Origin of the sequence: Vibrio sp. ED004 (assembly GCF_023206395.1) — a bacterium.
GTDB lineage: Bacteria > Pseudomonadota > Gammaproteobacteria > Enterobacterales > Vibrionaceae > Vibrio.
Window position 1 is genome coordinate 854854 of sequence record NZ_CP066150.1, and the last position, 20502, is coordinate 875355.

Here is a 20502-nt window from a genome sequence, read left to right on the forward strand (position 1 = left end):
GGGTTTGTCTTGTTGTTCTGCGTGACATAACTGTGCCTTGTGTTTATTACATTTATATTTAAGTGATCGATCTATTTTGAATTCGCTAAAAAGAAAGCAAATGACGAATAGAACGGTAGTGGGATCTAATTGAGAAGCTATTGAATGACTATCTGGGTGAAAGCTGACGCAGAGATGGTGTAACGAGGAATCGAGAACTGTCTTTGTGGAACTTGGACTTACTTTAGCATTAACAGCTCTATAGATTAGAGCCAGGTGGCGAACTATACGCCTAGTTTTTAGAATTACAACCCTATTTTAAAATTAATTTGAAATAATTTTGATTTAAATATCACCATAATTTTAGCGTTAAAGAGAGAAATGAGTAGCGAACTTACTCTTTCTTTAGCAGTCCCACCGGCTATGCTGTTCCAACATAAGTCCTCCTCAAGAACTTTAGGCCTACTCATTTTGTTATTTGCAATTAACTCGCTGTTATATCGTCGTTTTACATTGTAAATTTCTCGCCCTCTTCAAGGCTCAAAGCTCGTATGTTGCGACTTTATGGTGATGTCACTCTTTGAAATTGTCACCCTTGCCTACTCATCCTTCATTTCTTCCTTCATTTGATTACTATTTACCCTTTCTGTTCTTCAATGCTGTTAAGCCATGTTCGTTTTGGATAGTGGTTTGGCAAAACATGAATAATCACTTTTACGTTTCTGAATAATAAAGTTGTTGTGTACCTTAATTACTGCAAATATAATTGATAACAATTCTCACTTGCGTTACAAGTTTGTTGTCAAATCAATGACAGACTTTAAATTATCGTTATTTAGCAGTTGTGTAGGCCCCATGCTCACCTATGAGTGATCTGACTTTCATTGTCATGAGTGGTGGTTTGTCTCAATGGCAAAGGAAGAAACATGAAGAAAACAATCAATTCAGTTCGCCAGCTATTGAGCGGGCTTGCTATCGTTCTTGCATCATCATTCATGATTACTGCTCAAGCAGAAACCGTAACTATTGAACACGTAAAGGGTACAGCGCAGTTTGATGAAGTGCCACAACGAGTCGTCGTTCTGGGTTTTGGTAGCTTGGATGTGCTAGACAAAATAGGTGTGAAGCCAGTCGGCGCGCCTCATAGCTTAATGCCTGATTACCTAGAGTCTTACAAAGAAACGACAGCAAACACTGGCTCGTTGAGCGAACCTGATTTTGAAGCTATCTACATGTTGAAGCCAGACGTGATCATCGCTGAAAACCGTATGCTTAAGGTTTACGACAAGTTGGCACAAATTGCTCCGACGATCATGTTCTCTATTGAAGGTGACAAGTACTGGGCTGACGCTCAAGAAAACTGGCGTGCACTAGGTCAGCTATTTGATAAGCAGGCTGAAGTTGAAGCGATCATCACAGAGACTCAAGATTCTATTGTAGCGGTAAACGACAAAGTAACGTCTGGCGAAACCACAGCAATGATGCTGATGAACAACGGTAACAACATTGCGATGTTCAACAAAGGCAGCCGCTTCTCAATCATCTTTGACGACTTCGGTTACGTTGAATCAAAGAGTGCAACAGTAGCGCCAATTAAAGGTACACACGGTAACCTCATCTCTTTCGAATACATTGCAGATGCAAAACCTGAAGTGCTTTACATCCTAGACCGCGAGAAAGCGATCGGTAAGTCAGAAGGTCGTGCACCACAACTGTTTGATAACCCATTGGTAGCAGCAACACCAGCAGCGCAACAAGGCAACATCGTTTACCTTGACTCGAGTGCTTGGTACCTAGCTGGTGGCGGTGTGACAGCGATTCACAGAATGTTGGGTGACATTGAACGTACCATTCAACAGTAACCAATAATTAGATTTTCGGGCTTATAAGAACGTTCTTATAAGCCCTTTTTCACTTTTCATACGGGCTATCCGAGACCTACCTTTAGTATTATTTCTATGTTGAAACCCATTGCAGCTGCTGTATTTCTTGTTGTGTTATGCGTTGCGTCATTGATGATTGGGGTCGCTGAAATCAGTTTTAGCGACTTCTTCAATGGCAACCAACACGCCAACTCTATTTATATTGTTAGTCGAATCCCTCGATTGTTCGCGATTGTACTGGCCGGCGCCGGTTTAAGTGTCTCTGGCTTGATCATGCAGCAAATCGTTCAGAACAAGTTTGCCGCGCCTTCAACGATGGGAACGATCGACTGTGCCATGTTGGGTTACATCGTTGGTATTCTAGTGCTAGGTAATGCCGCTCAATGGAGCTACTTAGGTTTCATCTTCGCGTTTGCTGTGTTCGGCACCATGCTATTGGTTCGCTTCCTACAACACCTCAAGTTTAAGAATGCGGTATTGGTGCCTTTGATTGGTATCATGTATGGCAACGTGGTTTCCGCGCTAACAACATTTATCGCCTACAAACACGACTTAGTACAAACCATGTCGGCATGGACGATGGCGAACTTTGCGAGTGTCTTGCAAGGCAGCTATGAAATTCTTTATCTCGCAGTGCCTGCTTGTGTGTTGGCTTATTACTTCGCGAGCCAGTTCGGTGCGGCGAGCATCGGTGAGAGCTTCGCGAAAAACATCGGTTTGAATTACCAGAAGATCGTTTTCATTGGCGTGGCTCTTGTCGCTATCTGTGCTTCTTCTGTGGTGATGATTGTTGGTGTTATTCCATTCCTTGGCCTTATCGTGCCGAATGTTGTGTCGCTGATGATGGGCGATAACATGAAGAAGATTCTACCTTGGACGGCCTACTGGGGCGTGATCTTGGTGTTGGCTTGTGACTTGTTAGCGAGAATCGTCATCTTCCCTTACGAGATTCCAATCTCAATGGTAATCAGCATCTTTGGTGGCTTGATTTTTATCTACCTAATCATGAGAGACAAGTCGAATGCGTGATTCAGTAAAAATTGCGATTCTGGCTATCGCGTCTTTGGGTATGACCGCGGTTTTTGTGGGGCAGGGACTTACGTGGGATAACTACGAGTTCTTCCTGTCTTTGCGACTACCAAAACTGTTGTCGATCGTGTTGGCTGCGGTGGCGATCTCTGCATCGTCATTGGTTTTCCAAACCATCACTAATAATCGAATTTTAACCCCGTCCATCTTGGGTTTTGATAGCTTATACATGCTGGTTCAAACGGTGCTTCTGTTTGTATTTGGCAGTACGAGCTTCTGGGTAATTGATTCCATCGCAAACTTCTCGATGTCTGTGACTGTGATGATCTTGTTCTCTTTTGCTCTGTTTCACTTCTACTTTAAGAGCAAGAGAAACAACGTATTCACACTGCTGCTGATTGGTATCGTGTGTGGCAGCGTATTCTCGAGTTTGTCTAACTTCTTGGCGATGTTGATTGATCCGAACGAGTTTGCGGTGCTGCAGAATGTGATGTTCGCAAGTTTCAATAACGTGAAAGGTGAACTGGTTTACCTCAGCCTTGCTCCGTTAGGTTTGAGCTTATTGGGATTATGGGTGTTGGCGCCTAAGCTCGATGTGCTTTGGCTTGGTGTCGATAACGCGACAAGCTTAGGCGTGAACACCAAGCGACTGACTCAGATTACCTTGGTGATTGTGTCGGTAATGGTGGCAGTTTCTACAGCCTTGGTTGGCCCAGTGCTTTTCTTTGGTTTAATCACCGTGAGTTTGGCTCGTCAGATATTCAGCTCTTATCAGCACCGCACTCTTATCATTGCTAGCAGCTTATTGGCAGTGGTGTTACTCGTTTCTGGCCAATGGTTCATCGAAAAAGTGATGTCGTTTGAAACCACAGTGAGTGTGATCATTAACTTGGTCGGCGGTTTGTATTTTATGTTCTTGTTGTTACGCACCAGAATTCAGTAAAGGTAGTAAGTAGTGATTAAATTAACAGGTTTAAGTAAGAAGTATGGCAAATCACTCGTGGTGGATGATGCCAGCGCTATGTTCCCGAAAGGGGAAGTGACTTCTATTATTGGCCCAAATGGTGCGGGCAAAAGTACGCTGCTTTCAATGGCGAGTCGCTTAACAGAGAGTGATGCCGGTGAAGTGATCATTGGCGATAAGTTACTGGCTGAGTGGGATACCAAAGAGCTGGCTAAGCACCTTGCGGTATTAAGACAGTCGAACAACATCAATATGCGATTTACGATTCGCGAATTGGTGTGTTTTGGTCGTTTCCCACATTCACAAGGTCGCTTAAAAGACGAAGATCATAAGATCGTTGATACTGCGTTAGAGCACCTTGGTATTACCGATATTCAAAACAAATACCTTGATGAGTTGAGTGGCGGTCAGCGTCAAATGGCGTTCATCGCCATGGTTGTGGCGCAAGATACAGACTATGTGTTCCTAGATGAGCCTCTGAACAACCTAGATATTAAGCACTCTGTAGAGATCATGCAGACGCTGCGTCGTTTAGCGCATGAGTTTAATAAAGCAGTAGTGATCGTTATTCACGACATCAACTTTGCTTCTTGTTACTCAGATAACATTGTCGCGATGAAGAAAGGCCAAGTGGTTAAATCGGGTAAGGTTTCGGAAGTGGTTGAAAAATCAGTGATGGAATCGATCTACGAGATCCCATTTGAGATTCGCGAGTTCGATGGTGTTCGAATCTGTATGTACTATTCAGGTCGTTAGACTTATTAGTATCTGACTATAAAAGTGAAAAGAGCTCCTACATCAGGAGCTCTTTTTGTTTCGAGTTATCGGATCTTTTGCTAACGCCTCTTCATAGTGAAAGCTCGATTAACCGAAGTCACCCGAAATATAACGTTGGGTTCGGTCGTGTTTCGGCGCTTTGAATATCTGTTCAGTTTCACCAAACTCGATTAACTCGCCAAGATACATGAAGCCAGTGTGGTCAGAGATACGCATCGCTTGTTGCATGTTGTGAGTCACGATAACGATGGTGTACTTTTCACGAAGCTCGGTAATGAGCTCCTCAATCGCCGCAGTCGCTATTGGGTCTAGTGCCGACGTCGGTTCATCCATTAGGATTACCTCAGGTTGCAGGGCGATGGTACGTGCGATACACAAACGTTGTTGCTGTCCGCCGGATAAACCCATCGCGTCGGCATTCATTTTGTCTTTCACTTCTTCCCATAAGTGTGCACGCTTGAGCGCCTTCTCTATTTGAGTATCGATTTCATCCTTATTGAAGCCACCTTTAAGTTTTAGTCCAAAGGCCATGTTCTCGTAGATAGACATTGGGAAAGGGGTAGGCTTTTGAAAAACCATTCCTACCTTTGATCGAAGTTCATTGAGGTCGATAGAACCTAGAATGCTTTCATCATCAAGTAGGATGTCGCCTTCTGCATACTGAGTGCGGTACAAATCGTAGATGCGATTCATGGTTCGCAATAGCGTTGATTTACCACAACCTGATGGACCGATTAGTGCCGTTACCTTGTTGTTGTAAATCGGCATGGTGATGTTCTTTAAAGACGCTGGTAGATTCTTGTTGTAGAAGAAGCTCAGGTCTTCAATTTGCATGCGACAAGTCATTGCTTGGTCATTCGCTGCCTCGGTAGACAGGGTATCAAGACCTTTTGAGAAAGAGTTGTCGTTTACTAATGAGTTAGTCATTGCAGTCATTATGCTTTTCTCGCTTTCAGGTATTTAGGCAAGCTTGTCGCTAGGATGTTGATAAATAGAATGAATGAGGTAATTAGAAGGGCACCAGCCCACGCTAATTCTTGCCACGATGAATAAGGGCTCATCGCAAATTGGTAAATCGTCACTGGCAAATTCGCCATGGGTGCGCCCATGTCTGTGGTCATGAAGCTGCTGTTTAACGCTGTGAAAAGCAGGGGAGCGGTCTCACCTGAGATTCGTGCGATAGACAATAAAATAGCCGTCACGATGCCCGGACCGGCAGCGCGGTAGCTGAGCTTAGTGATCACTCGCCATTTAGGGGCGCCCAAACCACTGCCTGCCTCTTTTAGCGCTGGTGGCACCAGTCGTAACATCTCTTCAGTTGAAGATATGATCACAGGCAAAGCCAGAATAGCTAATGCAATCGCGCCAGCCCATGCCGAGTAAGAGCCCATTGGAACCACGATAACTGCGTAGATAAACAAGCCAACCAGAATAGACGGTGCACTCACCAACATTCCGTTAAGAAAACGCAGTGTTTCTGCGGTTTTGTTCTCTTTCGGTGCTTCTGATAACCAAGTACCTGCAAGCACACCGAGTGGTGCCGCAATCGCGATGCCCATACCAGTTAGAATTAAGCTACCGTAAATCGCGTTCTTTAGGCCGCCTTCGCTGCCTGGAGCTGGGGTTAGCTCAGTGAAGAGGCTCCATTTCAGGCCTTTGATTCCTTCACCGATGAGGGGGTAAAGAATACTGGATAGCACAATAAGCCCCGTTGCAGTTGCAGCAATACAAAATGCGTAGAACAGGCCATTCTTAAACTTTCTCAGGTTCATGCTTTACCTCTTTTCAACAGGTAACGGGCAGCGCCCATAACAACGAAAGTGATCGCAAATAACACTAGCCCAAGTGCGATTAACGAAGAGATGTGAACTTCATTGGTCGCTTCATTAAATTGCTGAGCAATAGTCGACGAAATAGAGCTCGCAGGCATAAACAGTGAGGTCTCGATTCGGTTTGCACCACCGATAACAAATGCCACTGCCATGGTTTCACCAAGAGCACGTCCTAAACCTAGAATGCCTGCACTGGCTACGGCGCTTTTTACTTTAGGAAGTAACACTTTAGTGATCACTTCAAAGGGCGTAGCGCCAACACCGTAAGCCGCTTCTCGTAGAACATCGGGTATTGAGCGAAGTGCGTCACGGGTTAGTGCCGTCATGATAGGTAAGATCATGAACGATAAGATGATGCCAGCACTCAGTAGGCCGATGCCGATTGGCGGACCGCTAAACCAAGTACCAAGAATAGGGATGTCTGATAAGTTGGTTAGCGCCCACATCTTGAAGCCTTCAGAGAACCAAGGAACAAAAACAAACAAGCCCCACATGCCGTAGATGATGCTTGGAATTGCTGCTAGCAGTTCAATAGCCTTGCTAACAGGGCTGCTGATCCACTTGGGTGCTAATTCAGCTAAAAAGATTGCAGTGCCTAAGGCAACAGGAACCGCTATACATATTGCGATGAAGGAAGTAATTAGTGTGCCGTAAATCGCAGAAGCAGCGCCAAAGTTACTGTTAATAGGATCCCAGACATTGTTGAAAACAAAGCCAGGACCAAATTCAGAAAATGCTTTCCAACCGCCATCAATTAAAGAAATGATAATGCCAGTTAGTGCAATAAAAATAAGAATAGAGGAAGTGAAACTCAATTTTTCAAAAATTGAATCACCATCTAGTCTTTTAATAGTCATTATTTTATTCATAGGTAAGATAAATACCGCCAGCAGCTATTCATAAGATGCTCTTCTAAAGAAGCTATTTCAAAGAAGATGTATTCAATAAAAATCACAACTGGCGGTATTGGGTCTCAATTAAAAGTTGATATTAGTTTCAATGAACGAATTCATCGATTAATTAAGAATGGCTTTGCCATCGGTAGTTAGCTCTTGCGACCAAGTGTCATTCACCATTTTAGTCACGGCTTTAGGCATTGGAATGTAATCCAACTCTTCCGCCGCACCGGCGCCATTCTCATAACTCCAGTTGAAGAAGTTAATGATCTCTTGAGCTTTGGCAGCGTCTTTTTGATCTTTATGCATCAAGATAAAAGTTGCTGCCGTCATTGGCCAAGAATCAGCACCTGATTGGTTGTTCAGGAGTAGGTGGTAGCCAGGAGCGCTTGCCCAGTCACCATTTGCAGCCGCAGATTGGAACGTCTCCATCGTTGGTTGCAAGAATTTACCTTCTGCACTGTCCATTTGTGTATGAGTAAGGTCGTTTTGCTTCGCGAATGCATACTCTACGTAGCCGATCGCGCCACGAGTGCGGCTCACGAAGTTAGCAACACCAGCATTACCATTACCGCCGATGGTTGTTGCCTGACGCGGCCAAGTGATGTCTTTACCAACGCCTACTTGGTTTTTCCAATCTTCGTTTACCTGAGCAAGGTACTCAGTAAAGTTGAAAGTCGTGCCAGAACCATCTGAACGGTGGACAACGTAAATTGGTTGAGAAGGAAGGTTAAGATCACTGTTTAACGCAGCGATTTCTTCACTGTTCCAATTGTCAATTTTGCCAAGGTAAATATCCGCGAGGACTTCACCTGTTAGTTTCATTTCACCTGCTTCAATGCCAGGGATGTTTACAACCGGTACGATTGCGCCCATCACCATTGGGAACTGAATCATCTCTTCCTTGTTGAGTTCATCAATTGTTAGTGGTGCATCTGTTGCACCGAAATCAACGGTTTTAGCTGTGATTTGACGAATGCCACCGCCCGAACCAATCGCTTGGTAGTTGATTTGAATACCAGTTGCTTGTTGGTATTGCTCAGCCCACTTTGCGTAGATTGGATGAGGGAAGGTAGCACCTGCACCATTGATCGTCGTGTTCGCAGAAACGTTGAAAGTTGCCGCAACCAATAAAGACGACAATAGTGTAGATTTAATCAATTTCACGGTATATCTCCAGTTAATCTATTATTCGTTCGAATAATTTCGGTGTTTGAATAAAGGGGTTTTAGTGTTCAAGTAAAACATTTGTGATTATTCAAGCTCAGTAAAATATGACTAGACTTATTAAGTTGTCGAACTGGAGACTATTAATTGAATATTTCAGTTTTATTAAACCGAATTTCAAATGGAAATAAATAGAAAAGGTTTATCTGAATGCGTTTATTCTGATAAGAAAACTTCACAGAATTAAGCCGATTTTGATTTGACGAATGCAGCCATGTTCATCAAATAAGGGTTAACGTACGCCACGTATTCAAGGGGTGCTCCTTAACTATTCTGTTGCTCTAAGGTGAGTTGCATACAGGGTGAACAATTGAACCTAACTGTGAATTGTTCAAACATTGTCCGCCGAGTTTCTGACATGCATATGAGCTCACCGTTAGTTTGATGTCACTCGAAGATCTACTCTTCATTTTTAACAATCATTTGTCATTTTCATGTTGAGTGGTGCGAAAAGCCATCTACACTATGATTATAACTGTTTGATTTTTATACGAGGCATCAATGAGTCGTAAACCAATAGTGTTAGTAGTAGATGACACGCCAAGTAACTTGGATGTGTTAACTGCAATACTCAAAGATACCTACCAAGTAAAGGTAGCCATTAACGGTACCATTGGCATCAAGATAGCGAAGATGGTGCCACAGCCTGACCTAATCCTTCTCGATATCATGATGCCCGACATCGACGGCTACGAGGTATGCAGTCAGCTAAAAGCTCAGCCGAATACCGCGCATATACCGATTATATTTGTTACTGCCAAAATGGATCCTGAAGCCGAAGTGAAAGGGCTGTCTTTAGGTGCTGTTGATTATTTAACCAAACCTATTACCCCTGAAATCGCTCTTCAACGTGTGAAGACCCATATTGCGTTGTATGACCAACAACGCGCCTTGTTCAGCCAAGTCAAAGAGAAAACCCGAGAGATCAATCTTGGCAAGTTAGAGACTCTGAATATCTTGGGCAGGGCGGCTGAATTCAAAGACAATGAGACGGGCATGCACGTTATGCGTATGAGCCATTATTGCGAAATATTAGCCAAAGCCTTGGGCATGACAGACGAAGACGCAGAAACTTTGCGCGATGCTGCGCCGATGCACGATATTGGTAAGATTGGTATTCCTGATAGCGTGTTACTTAAGCCGGGCAAGTTGGATGCCGACGAATGGACGATTATGCAGAAACACGTTGAATTCGGTGTCGAGATACTTGGCAGGCAGAGTGATTCCAAATTAATGCAAATGGCCATTCAAGTCGCGCAATATCACCATGAAAAGTGGGACGGCAGTGGTTACCCAAATCAGATAGCAGGCGAAGATATTCCTTTAGTCGGTCGTATCGCAGCGGTTGCAGATGTATTTGATGCTCTCACCGCAGAAAGACCTTACAAAAAGGCGTGGAGTGTCGATGAGGCGTTGAGTTTGTTTGAAGATCAGAAAGGCAAACATTTTGACCCGAAAATCGTAGAACTGTTGTTTGAAAACTTACCTCAGATTTTAGCTATTAAAGAAAAATTCAAAGATGATTAATCTCTTCACTAGACGTTGTGCATTCGTGTTGGAGTTAAAAAACAGAGTCGTTTTATTTACGATGTGGTTATTGGCGGGGCTATGCTTCAACGGGAGTGTTAACGCCGCCGAAGTGACAGACGCGCAGTTAAATCGCTGGCTCGACAACAAACCCACGATCACTTTCATCGCACTGGCTAACCATTATCCTTACTCATTCATCGATGATGATGGAAGAGTGTCTGGCATCATCAAAGATTGGGCAATAGATCTTGAAGACAGATTCGGTGTCCATGCTCGCTTCATCAGCGTTAATTCACGTGTAGAAGCAAAAGCCGCACTACTCGATGGGCGAGGTGATGTGTTCCCTTTTCAACAGTTTGATCCAAGCGAAGGTGGCCGCTTTTTAGCAAGTGCCCCTTATGTTCCGTATCAAGTGGCTGTGATTGTGCCTATCGACAACGTCATCGATACTAACTTAGACCAAACCCACAAACGCCGCATAGCGATGGTTAATGAGAACATCGACTTACAGAAAGCAGGCGTTCAATTGAATTCTATTGAAAGAGTCGATTTTGATAACGTTATTGATGCGGTGCGCGCCCTAGGTGAAGGAGACGTCGACGGGATTGTTGGTGAACCCATTACGACCATGGATCTTGCGAAAAATATTGGTGTTCATGACTTAACGATCAATTACGTGCTTGAGCACTGGAAAAGACTTGAAGCATCAATGGTCGTTCGAACGGATGAGGAAGAGCTACTGACGCTACTCAACAAGCAGGTAGCGACCTTCGATATCGACAAAAAGAATAAGATTTTATCAAAGTGGTTAGACAGTTCGCCTTATCGAGTGCCGCTAAAGGGCGTATTTGGCTTTGGTAATCCTCCGTATATGTACCCAGACAGTACAGCAGTAGGCCTCGAACACGACATTATCCAACGTGCACTGAACGATATGGGCTATAAATTGGGTGACGTTGTCACTTTGCCTCCTAGTGCAGCCAGAAAAGCCATCGATAACAACAACTCAATATCGTTTGTTTCTGGTGTTCAGTTTGATGATCCTGAAGCGCACTTTTTAAGTGATAGCGTACTCGATGTCGAGTTCGTTCCTGTGTCGCTGGTGCGACGCAAGCTCAAACTTCAATCTCAGACAGATCTTTCAGTAGGCGCGCTTTTATTTGATGACACCTCACCAATAAAAAAATCCGTTGAAACGCTTAGAGACAAGTTAGATATCGATCGTGTTGAAGATTATGAGAGCCTTGAATCGGCGTTTTCACAATTACGCGCACAAAACGTCGATTTATTAATGGTTGAGAAACGAGTACTGAGGTGGTTTGTCACGAATACCCGTTTCATTGAGATGCGTGAAATCGAACTACATGAAGATTTTAAAGTCGACTATCCGATTTATGTTGATTTTAGAGTAGCTAAGCTAAGAGACAGCTTCAATGAAGCGATTAAGTATCTAAAGCAAACTGATGACGAGTTTCAGAAAATACTTGAAAATCAAGTTAAGAATGATCTTACAGCCGTGCTGAGAAAGGCCGACATTATCGCTCAAATATCGGCTTATTTTATTGTGAATGACCGCTTTGAAGAACTCCCTAGGATCTTCGATATATTCGATGCTGAACATACTTTTAGGGTGATTTCTGCACAAGCGGATAACAACAAAAGACCTATTGAATCTTGGTATTTAGGCGAAGAGCTAGATTCTTCATTAAGTAAAAAAAATACGTCCACATTCTCATCTGTCACTAAAGGTGCTGGCTATAAAACGCAAACAGGCAGTATTAATGCGGGCTTCATGACGTTTTATTTTGATGTAAATTCGGTTGAAAGGAATTATGTATATTTCCCTTCCATTGAACAATTTGAATCGTTTGGAGAAGGAGCACAGCGTTATATCGCCGGTGTCTATCAATCAAACAACTTGACTGGTGAGCTTCTAAATCTCAGCCAAAAAGAGCGTCAATGGATCAAGAACCATCCCGAACTAAAAGTAGGTATCGACCCCAATTCATTACCTTATGAAGCCTTGTCTAGTAAGGATGAATATATCGGGATGATTGATGACTACTTAACCTTGGTCGAGCAGAAAACAGGGTTGAGGATTCACCATGTTGATGTGGCGAATTGGTCAGAGACTCGAAGCTTGGTGGATCATCATGAAGTCGATGTCGTCTCTGCAGCTCAAGAGAATCGCTCGTTGGGGGATAATGTAAAACCCGTTAAGAGCTTCTTTTCAAGCCGTTTGGCTCTCGCATCAAGACGAGACGTGAGTAGCTTAGTGCTTGAGGAAGCGACGGGGTGGAAAATCGGTATTCTTAGGAATGCCGCCAACACTGATGCGATTGTCGATAAATATCCGAATGTTGACTGGGTGTTGGTCGACTCGACCGCAACAGGCCTTACCATGCTGGATGATAAGAGCTTGGATGGCATGATCGATACCGTCGATGTTCTCAACTATCTTATCGATTCATACGGACACCGAGAGGTGGGTATTATCGGGCGACTGGACTTTTTCCTTTCTCCGACCTTACATGTGACCAAGTCAGAACATTTGCTCTATTCAATTTTGGATAAGGCAATTACCAATATTTCCGCAGAAGAACATCAGAAGATCTCAGCAAAGTGGGCGGCACCTAAAGCGATAGAAAGGGTCGACTACCAATTGGTTTACACCATTTCGGTTTTCTCGCTGGTCATCCTTCTGCTTATTATTTTCTGGAACCGTAAATTAGCGAAGCAGATCAGTATTGCTAATGAAGCGACTGAAGCGCTCAAAAAGGCTCAGAATCAACTCTACAATATGCTCAATAGCTCTCCGATTGCCGCTGCGGTGGTATTTGAGGAGCAGGTTCGTTATGCCAACGACACAGCAAAGCGCTTGTTCGTCGTAGAAGGCGAAGAGCTTGATGATATTGATGTGGCAGCGATTCATGACTCGTTAACGGTACGTGAAGAGGTACACAAGGAGCTTAAACTCAACGGCAAGGTGGAAAACCGAGAGTTAGTGCTTAGAAAGTCAGATGGCACCCGCTTTGTGGCGCTCGTGAGTTACTACCTGTTTGAACTTGATGGCGAGATCGCCACACTGTTTTGGGCGTTCGATATCTCGGAAATGAAGTATCTCAACGAGCAGTTGGCCGAGGAGAAGGAGAGAGCGGATCTCGCAAGCCAAGCGAAATCGGAATTCTTGGCTAACATGAGCCATGAAATTAGAACGCCAATGAACGCGATTATCGGCCTGTCTTATCTGGCGATGGGAGAGATCGTTAACCCAGTAGCAAGAACCTATGTTGAAAAGGTTCACCGCTCAGGTCACTCACTGTTAAGCATCATCAATGACATTCTCGATTTTTCTAAGATTGAAGCAGGTCAGCTCTTTATCGACAATATCCCATTCAACTCTCTGACAACTTTCCACGATGTGATTGAGTTGATGGACTCGAAGGCAGCAGAGAAACAACTAAGCTTGTCGATATCGATAGACCCCGAGTTAGACACACCCCTTCGAGGCGATCCACTCAGGCTGTTCCAAGTTGTGCTCAATCTTATTGGCAATGCGATTAAGTTTACGGCAAAAGGCAGCGTGGCGTTAACTGTGTCTCATGTCAGATCAAACGAAGACAGTTTGACCATGAAGGTGAGTGTGACAGACACCGGTATTGGTATCTCAGATGAGAACCTACACAAGCTGTTTGAAGCGTTTAGCCAAGCGGATACCACTACAACACGTCGATTTGGCGGTACTGGGTTAGGGCTTAACATCAGCCAGAAATTGGTTCACGCGATGGGAAGCAAAATAACGGTTGAGAGTGTGCTAGGACAAGGCAGTGAGTTCTCTTTCGAGCTGACATTACCTAGAGCGACTCATGAAGAGTTAACGCAGTTTAAAGCCCAAGAGCTGCAGTTGGATTATCAGATAGAGTTCAAAGGGCAAAAGGTACTTCTGGTTGAAGACAATGAACTCAACCAAGACCTTGCTTTGGCTTTCTTCAGTAATTCTAAGTTAGATGCTGACCTTGCACAGAACGGTCGAGAAGGGTTAGAGATGGCTCGTAACAATGATTACGAGATGATCTTTATGGATCTTCAAATGCCGATTATGGATGGCTTTGAAGCGACAAGTTTGATTCGCGAGTTTAATAAAGAAGTGCCTATTATTGCAATGTCGGCCAACGTGTTTGCTGATGCCAAACAAAGAGCAAGGGAGGCGGGTGTCACGGACTTCTTGGATAAGCCGATCATTATTGATAAAGCGACCTCTTTGATTTCTAAATACATTGTTCCTGAGTTACTGGTTGAAGGGAAATTAGCAGCCAATGCAGCTGCTAAATCACAGCAGACAGATAATTCGAACCAAAGCCAAGAGGTTGAGTTAGGCTCTAGTAGCGCAAGTTCGCCTATTTTTTCTAAGCTTCGGTTTGAACAGCTCACCAATCATGACGTTGAATTACAGGACAGGGTGCTGAATAGGTTCTGCCAAGGTGCGCCTGAGATTATGGCAGAAACGTTCGATAACCTAACGCAACTTGAATGGGTGACGTTAGAACGAAATCTGCATACGCTGAAAAGCATGGCGGCTTCGATTGGGGGATTGCGATTGGCCGAACTACTCAGCGATTTAGAACACAAGGCTCATAACAAGACGTGTGGTGAAGAGGATCTTAAACAAGGTGAGCTTGGGTTAATCGAACTGATTAAAGCGGTTGAGAGTAACTTTGATGTGTCTGGTGCTTCAGGATCTAATGCTACAGGGACTGAAGAAGCTGATGCGAGTATAGCTGATACATCTGACTCACTAAGCATCACTCAAGAACAGCGGGCTCAGTTGTTATCTCTGCTGGATGCTTATGATAACGATGCAACTCAATACGTGACTGAGTTACTGGTGCAGTATCCACATTCTGCGGTTCTCAAAGATGTTCGAAGTGTGTTAGATAATTACGACTTTGAACGAGCCAAAGACAGGCTCGGCGCTTCTGAGTAGCTGTCTTTTATAAATATCACTTCAACATTAAAGCCTTTAGCTCGTACAGCGAAATAACGAGTTAGCTAAAGGCTTTAAATCTATCTATACCGAGCTAACCACTCACGTTCTGTTTGATTAGTTCAACAACCGTATCGTATCGGTGCGGAAGTTTTCGGTTTCGTTTTTGAACCAAATACAGCGTTTCTTCAACTTCTACCTTTGGTGGCACAACGTGTAGCTTGTCTCTTTCAGGGAAGTGTTCAACCGCGCCAGCTGGTAATACAGTAAAGCCTAACCCTTTTGATACTGGCAACAAGATCTGGTGAAGCTGATTGACGTAGCCAGATCTTGGTATTTCATTAACGTTAATGTTCGCTAAGTCTTTATCTCCGCAAAGGTCGAAATACAAAGACAGATAGTGTGCAGAATCTGGGTGAGCGATCAGGCCAATCTCGTGCAGAACTTGTGGGGTAATTTCTAGATCAGCAAGGCTGTGATGGACAATAAGACACAAGGCTTCTTTGCCTATCACTTGGCTTTGGTAGTAACTGTCGTTCGGGGAATGCCTAACAATGCCGATATCGGTTGTGCCTTCAATTAGGTCATTCAATATCTTTTTGTTTGGAGCGGCTTCTAAGTTAATGCAGAGTTCTTGGTGTTGCTGTTGAAGTGCGAGAAGCTTGGGATACAGACGTAAAGAGAGTGAACCAGAGCAAGATAAGTGACATTGTCCAGCATAAGGGTTGTCAAAACTCAGAGACTCAAAAAGATCTTCTTGGTCTTTCTCAAGCTTGAGCGCATAGCGATACATAATCCGACCTTGTTCGGTCAGCTCGAAGCTCTTATTTTCTCGAGAGAGTAGGTCACAGTTACAAGCTTGTTCAAGCTTCTTGATGTGTTGGCTGACTCCAGGTTGTGTCATATACAACTTTTCTGCGGTTTGGGTGAAATGACCCACTTCAACCAGAGTCTTAAACGTATTGAGCCAAAGTGGATTAATCATACTCACCTTCAAATGCTAAAGCCTATAAATAACAGAAAATTATTATTATCTTAAGTAATGATAATTTCAACTCTAGCGTTTTAAATAACGCTAATCAAAGTCATATGGTGGTAACACTTATATTGGTCTATTGCCCGCTTTGTAGAGTTGCTATGAGTAACAAAGTGTTGCGACTTTGTTGAATTTTTGGTCTATTGATCAACTGTGCTCATATTTAGGAACGAAGATGAATAGAAATGTTTGGCTGCTTTCACTGTGTCAGGCCTTATTGATGACGGGTAACATCTTACTAATTTCGGTGATTGGCTTGATAGGCAAACAGATCGCCCCCAGTGTCAGCATGATTACTTTGCCTGTTGCGCTGCAGTTTTTAGGCTTAATGGCAGCCACGATTCCTGCGTCTTTAATTTCAGGAAAACTAGGGAGAAAGCGAGGATTTAGTATTGGTAATGTGGTCGGTATTACAGGGGCGAGTTTTGCCACTTACGCGTTATCTCAACAACACTTCTATCTGTTCTGTTTCGCCACTTTCCTTCTTGGGATAGGCATAGGTTTTGGCACGCTTTATCGTTTTGCTGCAATCGAGGTGTGCGATGAAAATGCTCGCCATCGTGCGATTTCTATATCAATGGCTGGTGGCGTTCTTGCTGCCGTATTAGGGCCTAATTTGGCGATTATGTCGCAACAATGGTCGCAAGATGGTTTATACATTGGTGCTTTTGCTTCTTTGATTGGATTGAACATTCTTGCGTTACTCATCTTACAAACCATTCAATTCCCAAAAGTCTCTTTTAATAGTCAGGCGCCTAAATCCGATCCTCTCAGTGTGATTGTGAAAGCGCCTAACTTTATTGGCGCAGTGTTTGCTGCCATGGTCGCTTATGCGGTAATGAATATCCTGATGACAGCAACGCCATTGGCAATGATTGGCTGTGGCTTTGACTTTACTAAGGCGGCGGGGGTGATTGAGTGGCACGTATTGGGCATGTTTGTGCCTGCATTCTTTACCGGATCGCTTATCGAGAAGTTTGGATCAAGAATGATGATCTTAGCGGGTGGGGTGCTGTTTGTTGTCTGTATCGCGATTAACATTCATGGCGAATCTATCTGGCACTTCAGAGCGGCTTTGGTCGTGCTAGGTGTAGGTTGGAACTTCATGTTTATCGCGGCAACAGGCTTGTTTAGTCAGTCTTACCAATCGCAAAACAAAGCCAAGGCTCAAGCATTCAATGAATTTGTTGTCTTTGGTTGTGTGACTATCACAGCGATGCTTTCTGGTTGGCTAGAATCAACAGCAGGGTGGCAGAACCTTAATATCTATGTCTTACCCTTCGTGTTAGCCGTTATCTTGTTGTTCGCTTTTAGCGCGCGTAAATCGCGTGTTCAAAAGCAGCCTGTATAACGAGTATCGAGTGTGAATCAGTATATCTATTGCTGAGACCAAATAACGATTCCTTGGAATACAGACCAATAAAAAGCCCTACCATGTCGGTAGGGCTCTTGCTTACGGCTTAAATAATGACGTTTTCTTAAAACTGCTGTCTTAGCTTACTATCCTATGACAACAGTACTTAAGCTTGGTTTATCAGTACGCACGTTATTGGTTACGTACTTGTTTCAATGACTTGAGGTTGGAGCGACTTACAGGTCGACCATAATGGTCTTAGCCGTAATCCCCCCTTGGTCATCGATTATCTTAAGTGTCACCTCGTGCTTTCCGTATGAAGGGAAAATAGAAGTGTATGTGCGACCTCGTTTCACTTTTCCGTTTGGAAGTGTCCACTCGGTATCAACGATACGACCATCGCTGTCTGAGCTTGTTGACCACATGGTGACCCAGCGTCCCAAGTGGATGTACTTCGCACTTGCTTCCGGTAGGGCGTTTGGAGATTCAACACCCACTACAGAGCTGAACGAATCAGTGGCGCCTTTGTCGTCGACAACCGTCAAGCTCACCGTGTAATCACCGGCTTGCTCGTAAGACCAAGTTGGTGCCATTTCGTTGCTTGTTGCACCGTTACCAAAGTCCCATAGGTAGCGAGTAATCTCACCGTCTTGGTCAGAACTGAAGTTGTTTGCAGACACATTCAGGCCATTAACGTTAAGCTCGAAGTTCGCAGTAGGAGTGATGTTGTGTTGGCTTACTTTAGATAAGCTCACCACACCGTACTCGTTGTTGTCACTCTGGTTCACAATATCAACCGCTAAACCAAATTCAGTCAGAATACGCCCTGAATCGGGTGCTTGAGGTGATGTGTAATCTTGGTCGTCAGAGAAGCTGGCATTGCCCACCAAACTGGTGTCTTCAAGTACGTCATTGTCACTGTTTACAAGTCGCATTGGCGTGTGATCTTTGAGTGAGAACGCAGCATCACGAACTTGGTAGCGAGTTTGAGCAACTTCGCCTGAGTTTTCCCATACCATGGCATTTTGGTCTGCGTCTACAACACCTAACCAACCTTCACCAGGGTGCTTGCCAACCCAGTTATCGGTAAGAGATTCGTCTACATACCAAATGATCAGACCCGGATCGAATGACATCAATTGACCCATGCGTTTGATGTTAGCTAGGCCTTCATCAACGTCCATGTGGCTACGCCATTGCAGTAGGTAGTAGTGCTGAGCTTGATGGAATCCATTACTCAGCTTGTAACCATTAAGGGCGAAGGTGGAGTTGCTTTCACCATCGTCTATCTCAGTCACTTCACCATCGACAACCACAGTAAGGTTATCCAGATAGAAACCTTCCATCGCCAAGCCACCGTCTGTGATGTACTCAAACGAAAGCTCTATTTCTTGGCCTGTCCATTGTGAAACGTCAAACTCAGCATCAATCCAACCGCCAGACTCACCACCAATCGCAGGGACTAGACCCGTGTTGTATGGGTCATCCATTGAGGTGATGTTGCCTGCGATGGCTTGTCCATTCACGAGCACGCGTGCAAAGTCGTAATCTTTCTCGATTTCGTACCAAGTTTTAAACGAAAGCAGCGCTGAATCACCCGCTGGAATCACCAACTTACGAGTCATGCTGTTTTTCAGATCATCGCCTTTTTGAGAGTGGAAAGAGTACTCACCAGCAAACGGTTTTAAACCCTCGATCTGTTTCTCCGGAAGATCCACTTTAATCATGTTCGGACGGCTGTTATCTGTGGTTTGGAACAGCGTATAAACCTGTGGATTGTCTTCTAGGTCGTCAATTGAGATTTGATCATCGTTAATCCAACGACCACCAATCGACTTTTGAAGGAAATGTTTTGCCCAAGAGCTGAATGCGGTTGGTTGAGTACCGCCAATTTGACCAGCCCAACTGCCAGAAGACATGATAGACCAGTAAGACACGGGCTCACCTTTACCTGTGTATTGCGTGTCGTACTCGTCTGGCAGACCTAAATCATGGCCATATTCGTGAGCACAAACACCCGCTGCCGCATCGATCGGTTGAATCGTGTAATCAAATGCTGCGTATTGGCCGTTAAAGCGATCTGGAAGTGAACTTGAGGTGCCTTCTAGCACATGTGTGCGACCAAGGTTGAATCGGTGAGACCAGATTGCATCAGGGCCCAACACGCCACCACCGGCTTCTTCGCCTACGGATGCGTGGAATACCATTAAGTGATCAATCACGCCATCGGGTTCGCGGAAATTTCCGTCGCCGTCATAATCGTAACGATCTTCGATGTCGTAATCGGCTAAGTTGATGCTCGGATCTTGAGCCAATTGATTGAGCGCTTCGCGAACCAGTTCTTGTGCGTTCAAGTCATTGTCGGTAGTCGGGGAGTTGCCACCATAGAATGATGCAGGCTTAGAGGCGCGATACCAACCCGCAGCTTGGCCCGCAACGCTGTAACTGTCACCCGATTCGCTTTGGTAATACTGACGCATCGAGATTAGGTTTTCGCCATTTGGCCCTGTGTAACCCGAGTTTGAAAACAACAATTCTTGATAATGTTCTGGGTTGTAGCTCTCGTAGAGCATTTGCGTGTGCGCTTCGGTTAGCCTGTTGTCATCCCAGTTCAAATCCGGGAAATCAACCAATAGCGCGAGCACTTTATCGGTACGCTTGGTGCCGACTTCCAAAGCAAAGACGCTCGCTTTTTTAACGCCAGACCCTTTTTCGATGGCTTTGAGTATTTTCGCTCGTTGCTCTAACGCTTTTTTACCGAATTGAGCATCACCTTTAAAACCGGAATTGATCTTATTTTTTAAGTAACGGTCAAGAGCATCGTGTTTTGCAACATCGCTTGCATCTTGATCGACTAAGCCTTGTCTTACTAGCATTTCAATCAGTTTGTCTTCATTAACAACACCTAAATCAATCGGCGTTTTAGCATAACTACTGACGCTAAATAGAGTAAGCATTGCTGAAGCTAGCAATGTTTTTCTCATTATCTTCATTACATTTCCTTTTTGTAT

At 44.2% G+C, this 20502-nt stretch carries 13 protein-coding genes; 7 read left to right on the top strand and 6 right to left on the bottom strand.

Translation table 11 applies throughout. From position 1 onward, the window contains the following. Positions 1-905: 905 nt before the first annotated feature. The 4 genes from ITG10_RS21305 to ITG10_RS21320 all read left to right on the top strand — a co-directional run bounded on the left by ITG10_RS21305 (position 906) and on the right by ITG10_RS21320 (position 4611). Positions 906-1841, top strand: a complete 936-nt coding sequence (locus tag ITG10_RS21305) for an ABC transporter substrate-binding protein (protein ID WP_017631718.1) — start codon at positions 906-908, stop codon at positions 1839-1841. Positions 1842-1937: 96 nt separating this feature from the next. After that, the gene (locus ITG10_RS21310; protein WP_017631717.1) at positions 1938-2891 is read left to right on the top strand and encodes a siderophore ABC transporter permease; all 954 of its coding nucleotides are present in this window, start codon (positions 1938-1940) and stop codon (positions 2889-2891) included. Then, positions 2884-3834, top strand: a complete 951-nt coding sequence (locus tag ITG10_RS21315) for an iron chelate uptake ABC transporter family permease subunit (RefSeq protein ID WP_017631716.1) — start codon at positions 2884-2886, stop codon at positions 3832-3834. The genes ITG10_RS21310 and ITG10_RS21315 overlap by 8 nt, the downstream gene beginning before the upstream one ends. A 12-nt stretch (positions 3835-3846) precedes the next feature. Then, the gene (locus ITG10_RS21320) at positions 3847-4611 is read left to right on the top strand and encodes an ATP-binding cassette domain-containing protein (protein ID WP_017631715.1); all 765 of its coding nucleotides are present in this window, start codon (positions 3847-3849) and stop codon (positions 4609-4611) included. A gap of 108 nt (positions 4612-4719) precedes the next feature. Here ITG10_RS21320 and pstB read toward each other — a convergent pair whose 3' ends face one another. From pstB to pstS, 4 genes are all read right to left on the bottom strand, one after another. Continuing rightward, the gene (gene pstB, locus ITG10_RS21325) at positions 4720-5478 is read right to left on the bottom strand and encodes a phosphate ABC transporter ATP-binding protein PstB (protein ID WP_241430347.1); all 759 of its coding nucleotides are present in this window, start codon (positions 5476-5478) and stop codon (positions 4720-4722) included. Positions 5479-5567: 89 nt separating this feature from the next. Then, on the bottom strand, positions 5568-6404 hold the full coding sequence (gene pstA, locus ITG10_RS21330; protein WP_017631713.1) for a phosphate ABC transporter permease PstA: 837 nt from the start codon (positions 6402-6404) through the stop codon (positions 5568-5570). Beyond that, positions 6401-7321: a phosphate ABC transporter permease subunit PstC gene (gene pstC, locus ITG10_RS21335; RefSeq protein ID WP_017631712.1), complete on the bottom strand. Its 921-nt coding sequence runs from the start codon at positions 7319-7321 to the stop codon at positions 6401-6403. The genes pstA and pstC overlap by 4 nt, the downstream gene beginning before the upstream one ends. A 159-nt stretch (positions 7322-7480) precedes the next feature. Next, positions 7481-8527 carry a phosphate ABC transporter substrate-binding protein PstS gene (gene pstS, locus ITG10_RS21340; protein ID WP_017631711.1) on the bottom strand — a complete coding sequence of 349 codons (1047 nt, stop codon included), beginning with the start codon at positions 8525-8527 and terminating at the stop codon, positions 7481-7483. Positions 8528-9088: 561 nt separating this feature from the next. On the opposite strand from pstS, the gene ITG10_RS21345 reads away from it, so the two are divergent. Together ITG10_RS21345 and ITG10_RS21350 are read left to right on the top strand one after the other, a co-directional pair. Then, positions 9089-10114: a two-component system response regulator gene (locus tag ITG10_RS21345; protein WP_017631710.1), complete on the top strand. Its 1026-nt coding sequence runs from the start codon at positions 9089-9091 to the stop codon at positions 10112-10114. A 61-nt stretch (positions 10115-10175) separates the two neighbouring features. Beyond that, complete coding sequence (locus ITG10_RS21350) at positions 10176-15101, top strand: transporter substrate-binding domain-containing protein (RefSeq protein ID WP_248387156.1); 4926 nt, start codon at positions 10176-10178, stop codon at positions 15099-15101. A 94-nt stretch (positions 15102-15195) separates the two neighbouring features. Here ITG10_RS21350 and ITG10_RS21355 read toward each other — a convergent pair whose 3' ends face one another. Next, positions 15196-16086: a LysR family transcriptional regulator gene (locus tag ITG10_RS21355; RefSeq protein WP_017631709.1), complete on the bottom strand. Its 891-nt coding sequence runs from the start codon at positions 16084-16086 to the stop codon at positions 15196-15198. 226 nt (positions 16087-16312) lie between these two features. On the opposite strand from ITG10_RS21355, the gene ITG10_RS21360 reads away from it, so the two are divergent. Beyond that, positions 16313-17488, top strand: coding sequence for an MFS transporter (locus ITG10_RS21360; RefSeq protein WP_017631708.1), 1176 nt, complete (start codon positions 16313-16315; stop codon positions 17486-17488). A gap of 239 nt (positions 17489-17727) precedes the next feature. Here ITG10_RS21360 and ITG10_RS21365 read toward each other — a convergent pair whose 3' ends face one another. After that, positions 17728-20484: an immune inhibitor A domain-containing protein gene (locus ITG10_RS21365; RefSeq protein WP_017631707.1), complete on the bottom strand. Its 2757-nt coding sequence runs from the start codon at positions 20482-20484 to the stop codon at positions 17728-17730. Positions 20485-20502: the final 18 nt, after the last annotated feature.

Bases quoted from the DNA above. Each gene is read 5' to 3' on its own strand.
- ITG10_RS21305 (WP_017631718.1), top strand. From the start codon at position 906: ATGAAGAAAACAATCAATTCAGTTCGCCAGCTATTGAGCGGGCTTGCT.
- ITG10_RS21345 (WP_017631710.1), top strand. From the start codon at position 9,089: ATGAGTCGTAAACCAATAGTGTTAGTAGTAGATGACACGCCAAGTAAC.
- ITG10_RS21310 (WP_017631717.1), top strand. From the start codon at position 1,938: ATGTTGAAACCCATTGCAGCTGCTGTATTTCTTGTTGTGTTATGCGTT.
- ITG10_RS21315 (WP_017631716.1), top strand. From the start codon at position 2,884: ATGCGTGATTCAGTAAAAATTGCGATTCTGGCTATCGCGTCTTTGGGT.
- pstC (WP_017631712.1), bottom strand. From the start codon at position 7,321: ATGACTATTAAAAGACTAGATGGTGATTCAATTTTTGAAAAATTGAGT.
- pstB (WP_241430347.1), bottom strand. From the start codon at position 5,478: ATGACTTGTCGCATGCAAATTGAAGACCTGAGCTTCTTCTACAACAAG.
- pstA (WP_017631713.1), bottom strand. From the start codon at position 6,404: ATGAACCTGAGAAAGTTTAAGAATGGCCTGTTCTACGCATTTTGTATT.
- ITG10_RS21350 (WP_248387156.1), top strand. From the start codon at position 10,176: ATGTGGTTATTGGCGGGGCTATGCTTCAACGGGAGTGTTAACGCCGCC.
- ITG10_RS21365 (WP_017631707.1), bottom strand. From the start codon at position 20,484: ATGAAGATAATGAGAAAAACATTGCTAGCTTCAGCAATGCTTACTCTA.
- ITG10_RS21355 (WP_017631709.1), bottom strand. From the start codon at position 16,086: ATGATTAATCCACTTTGGCTCAATACGTTTAAGACTCTGGTTGAAGTG.
- ITG10_RS21360 (WP_017631708.1), top strand. From the start codon at position 16,313: ATGAATAGAAATGTTTGGCTGCTTTCACTGTGTCAGGCCTTATTGATG.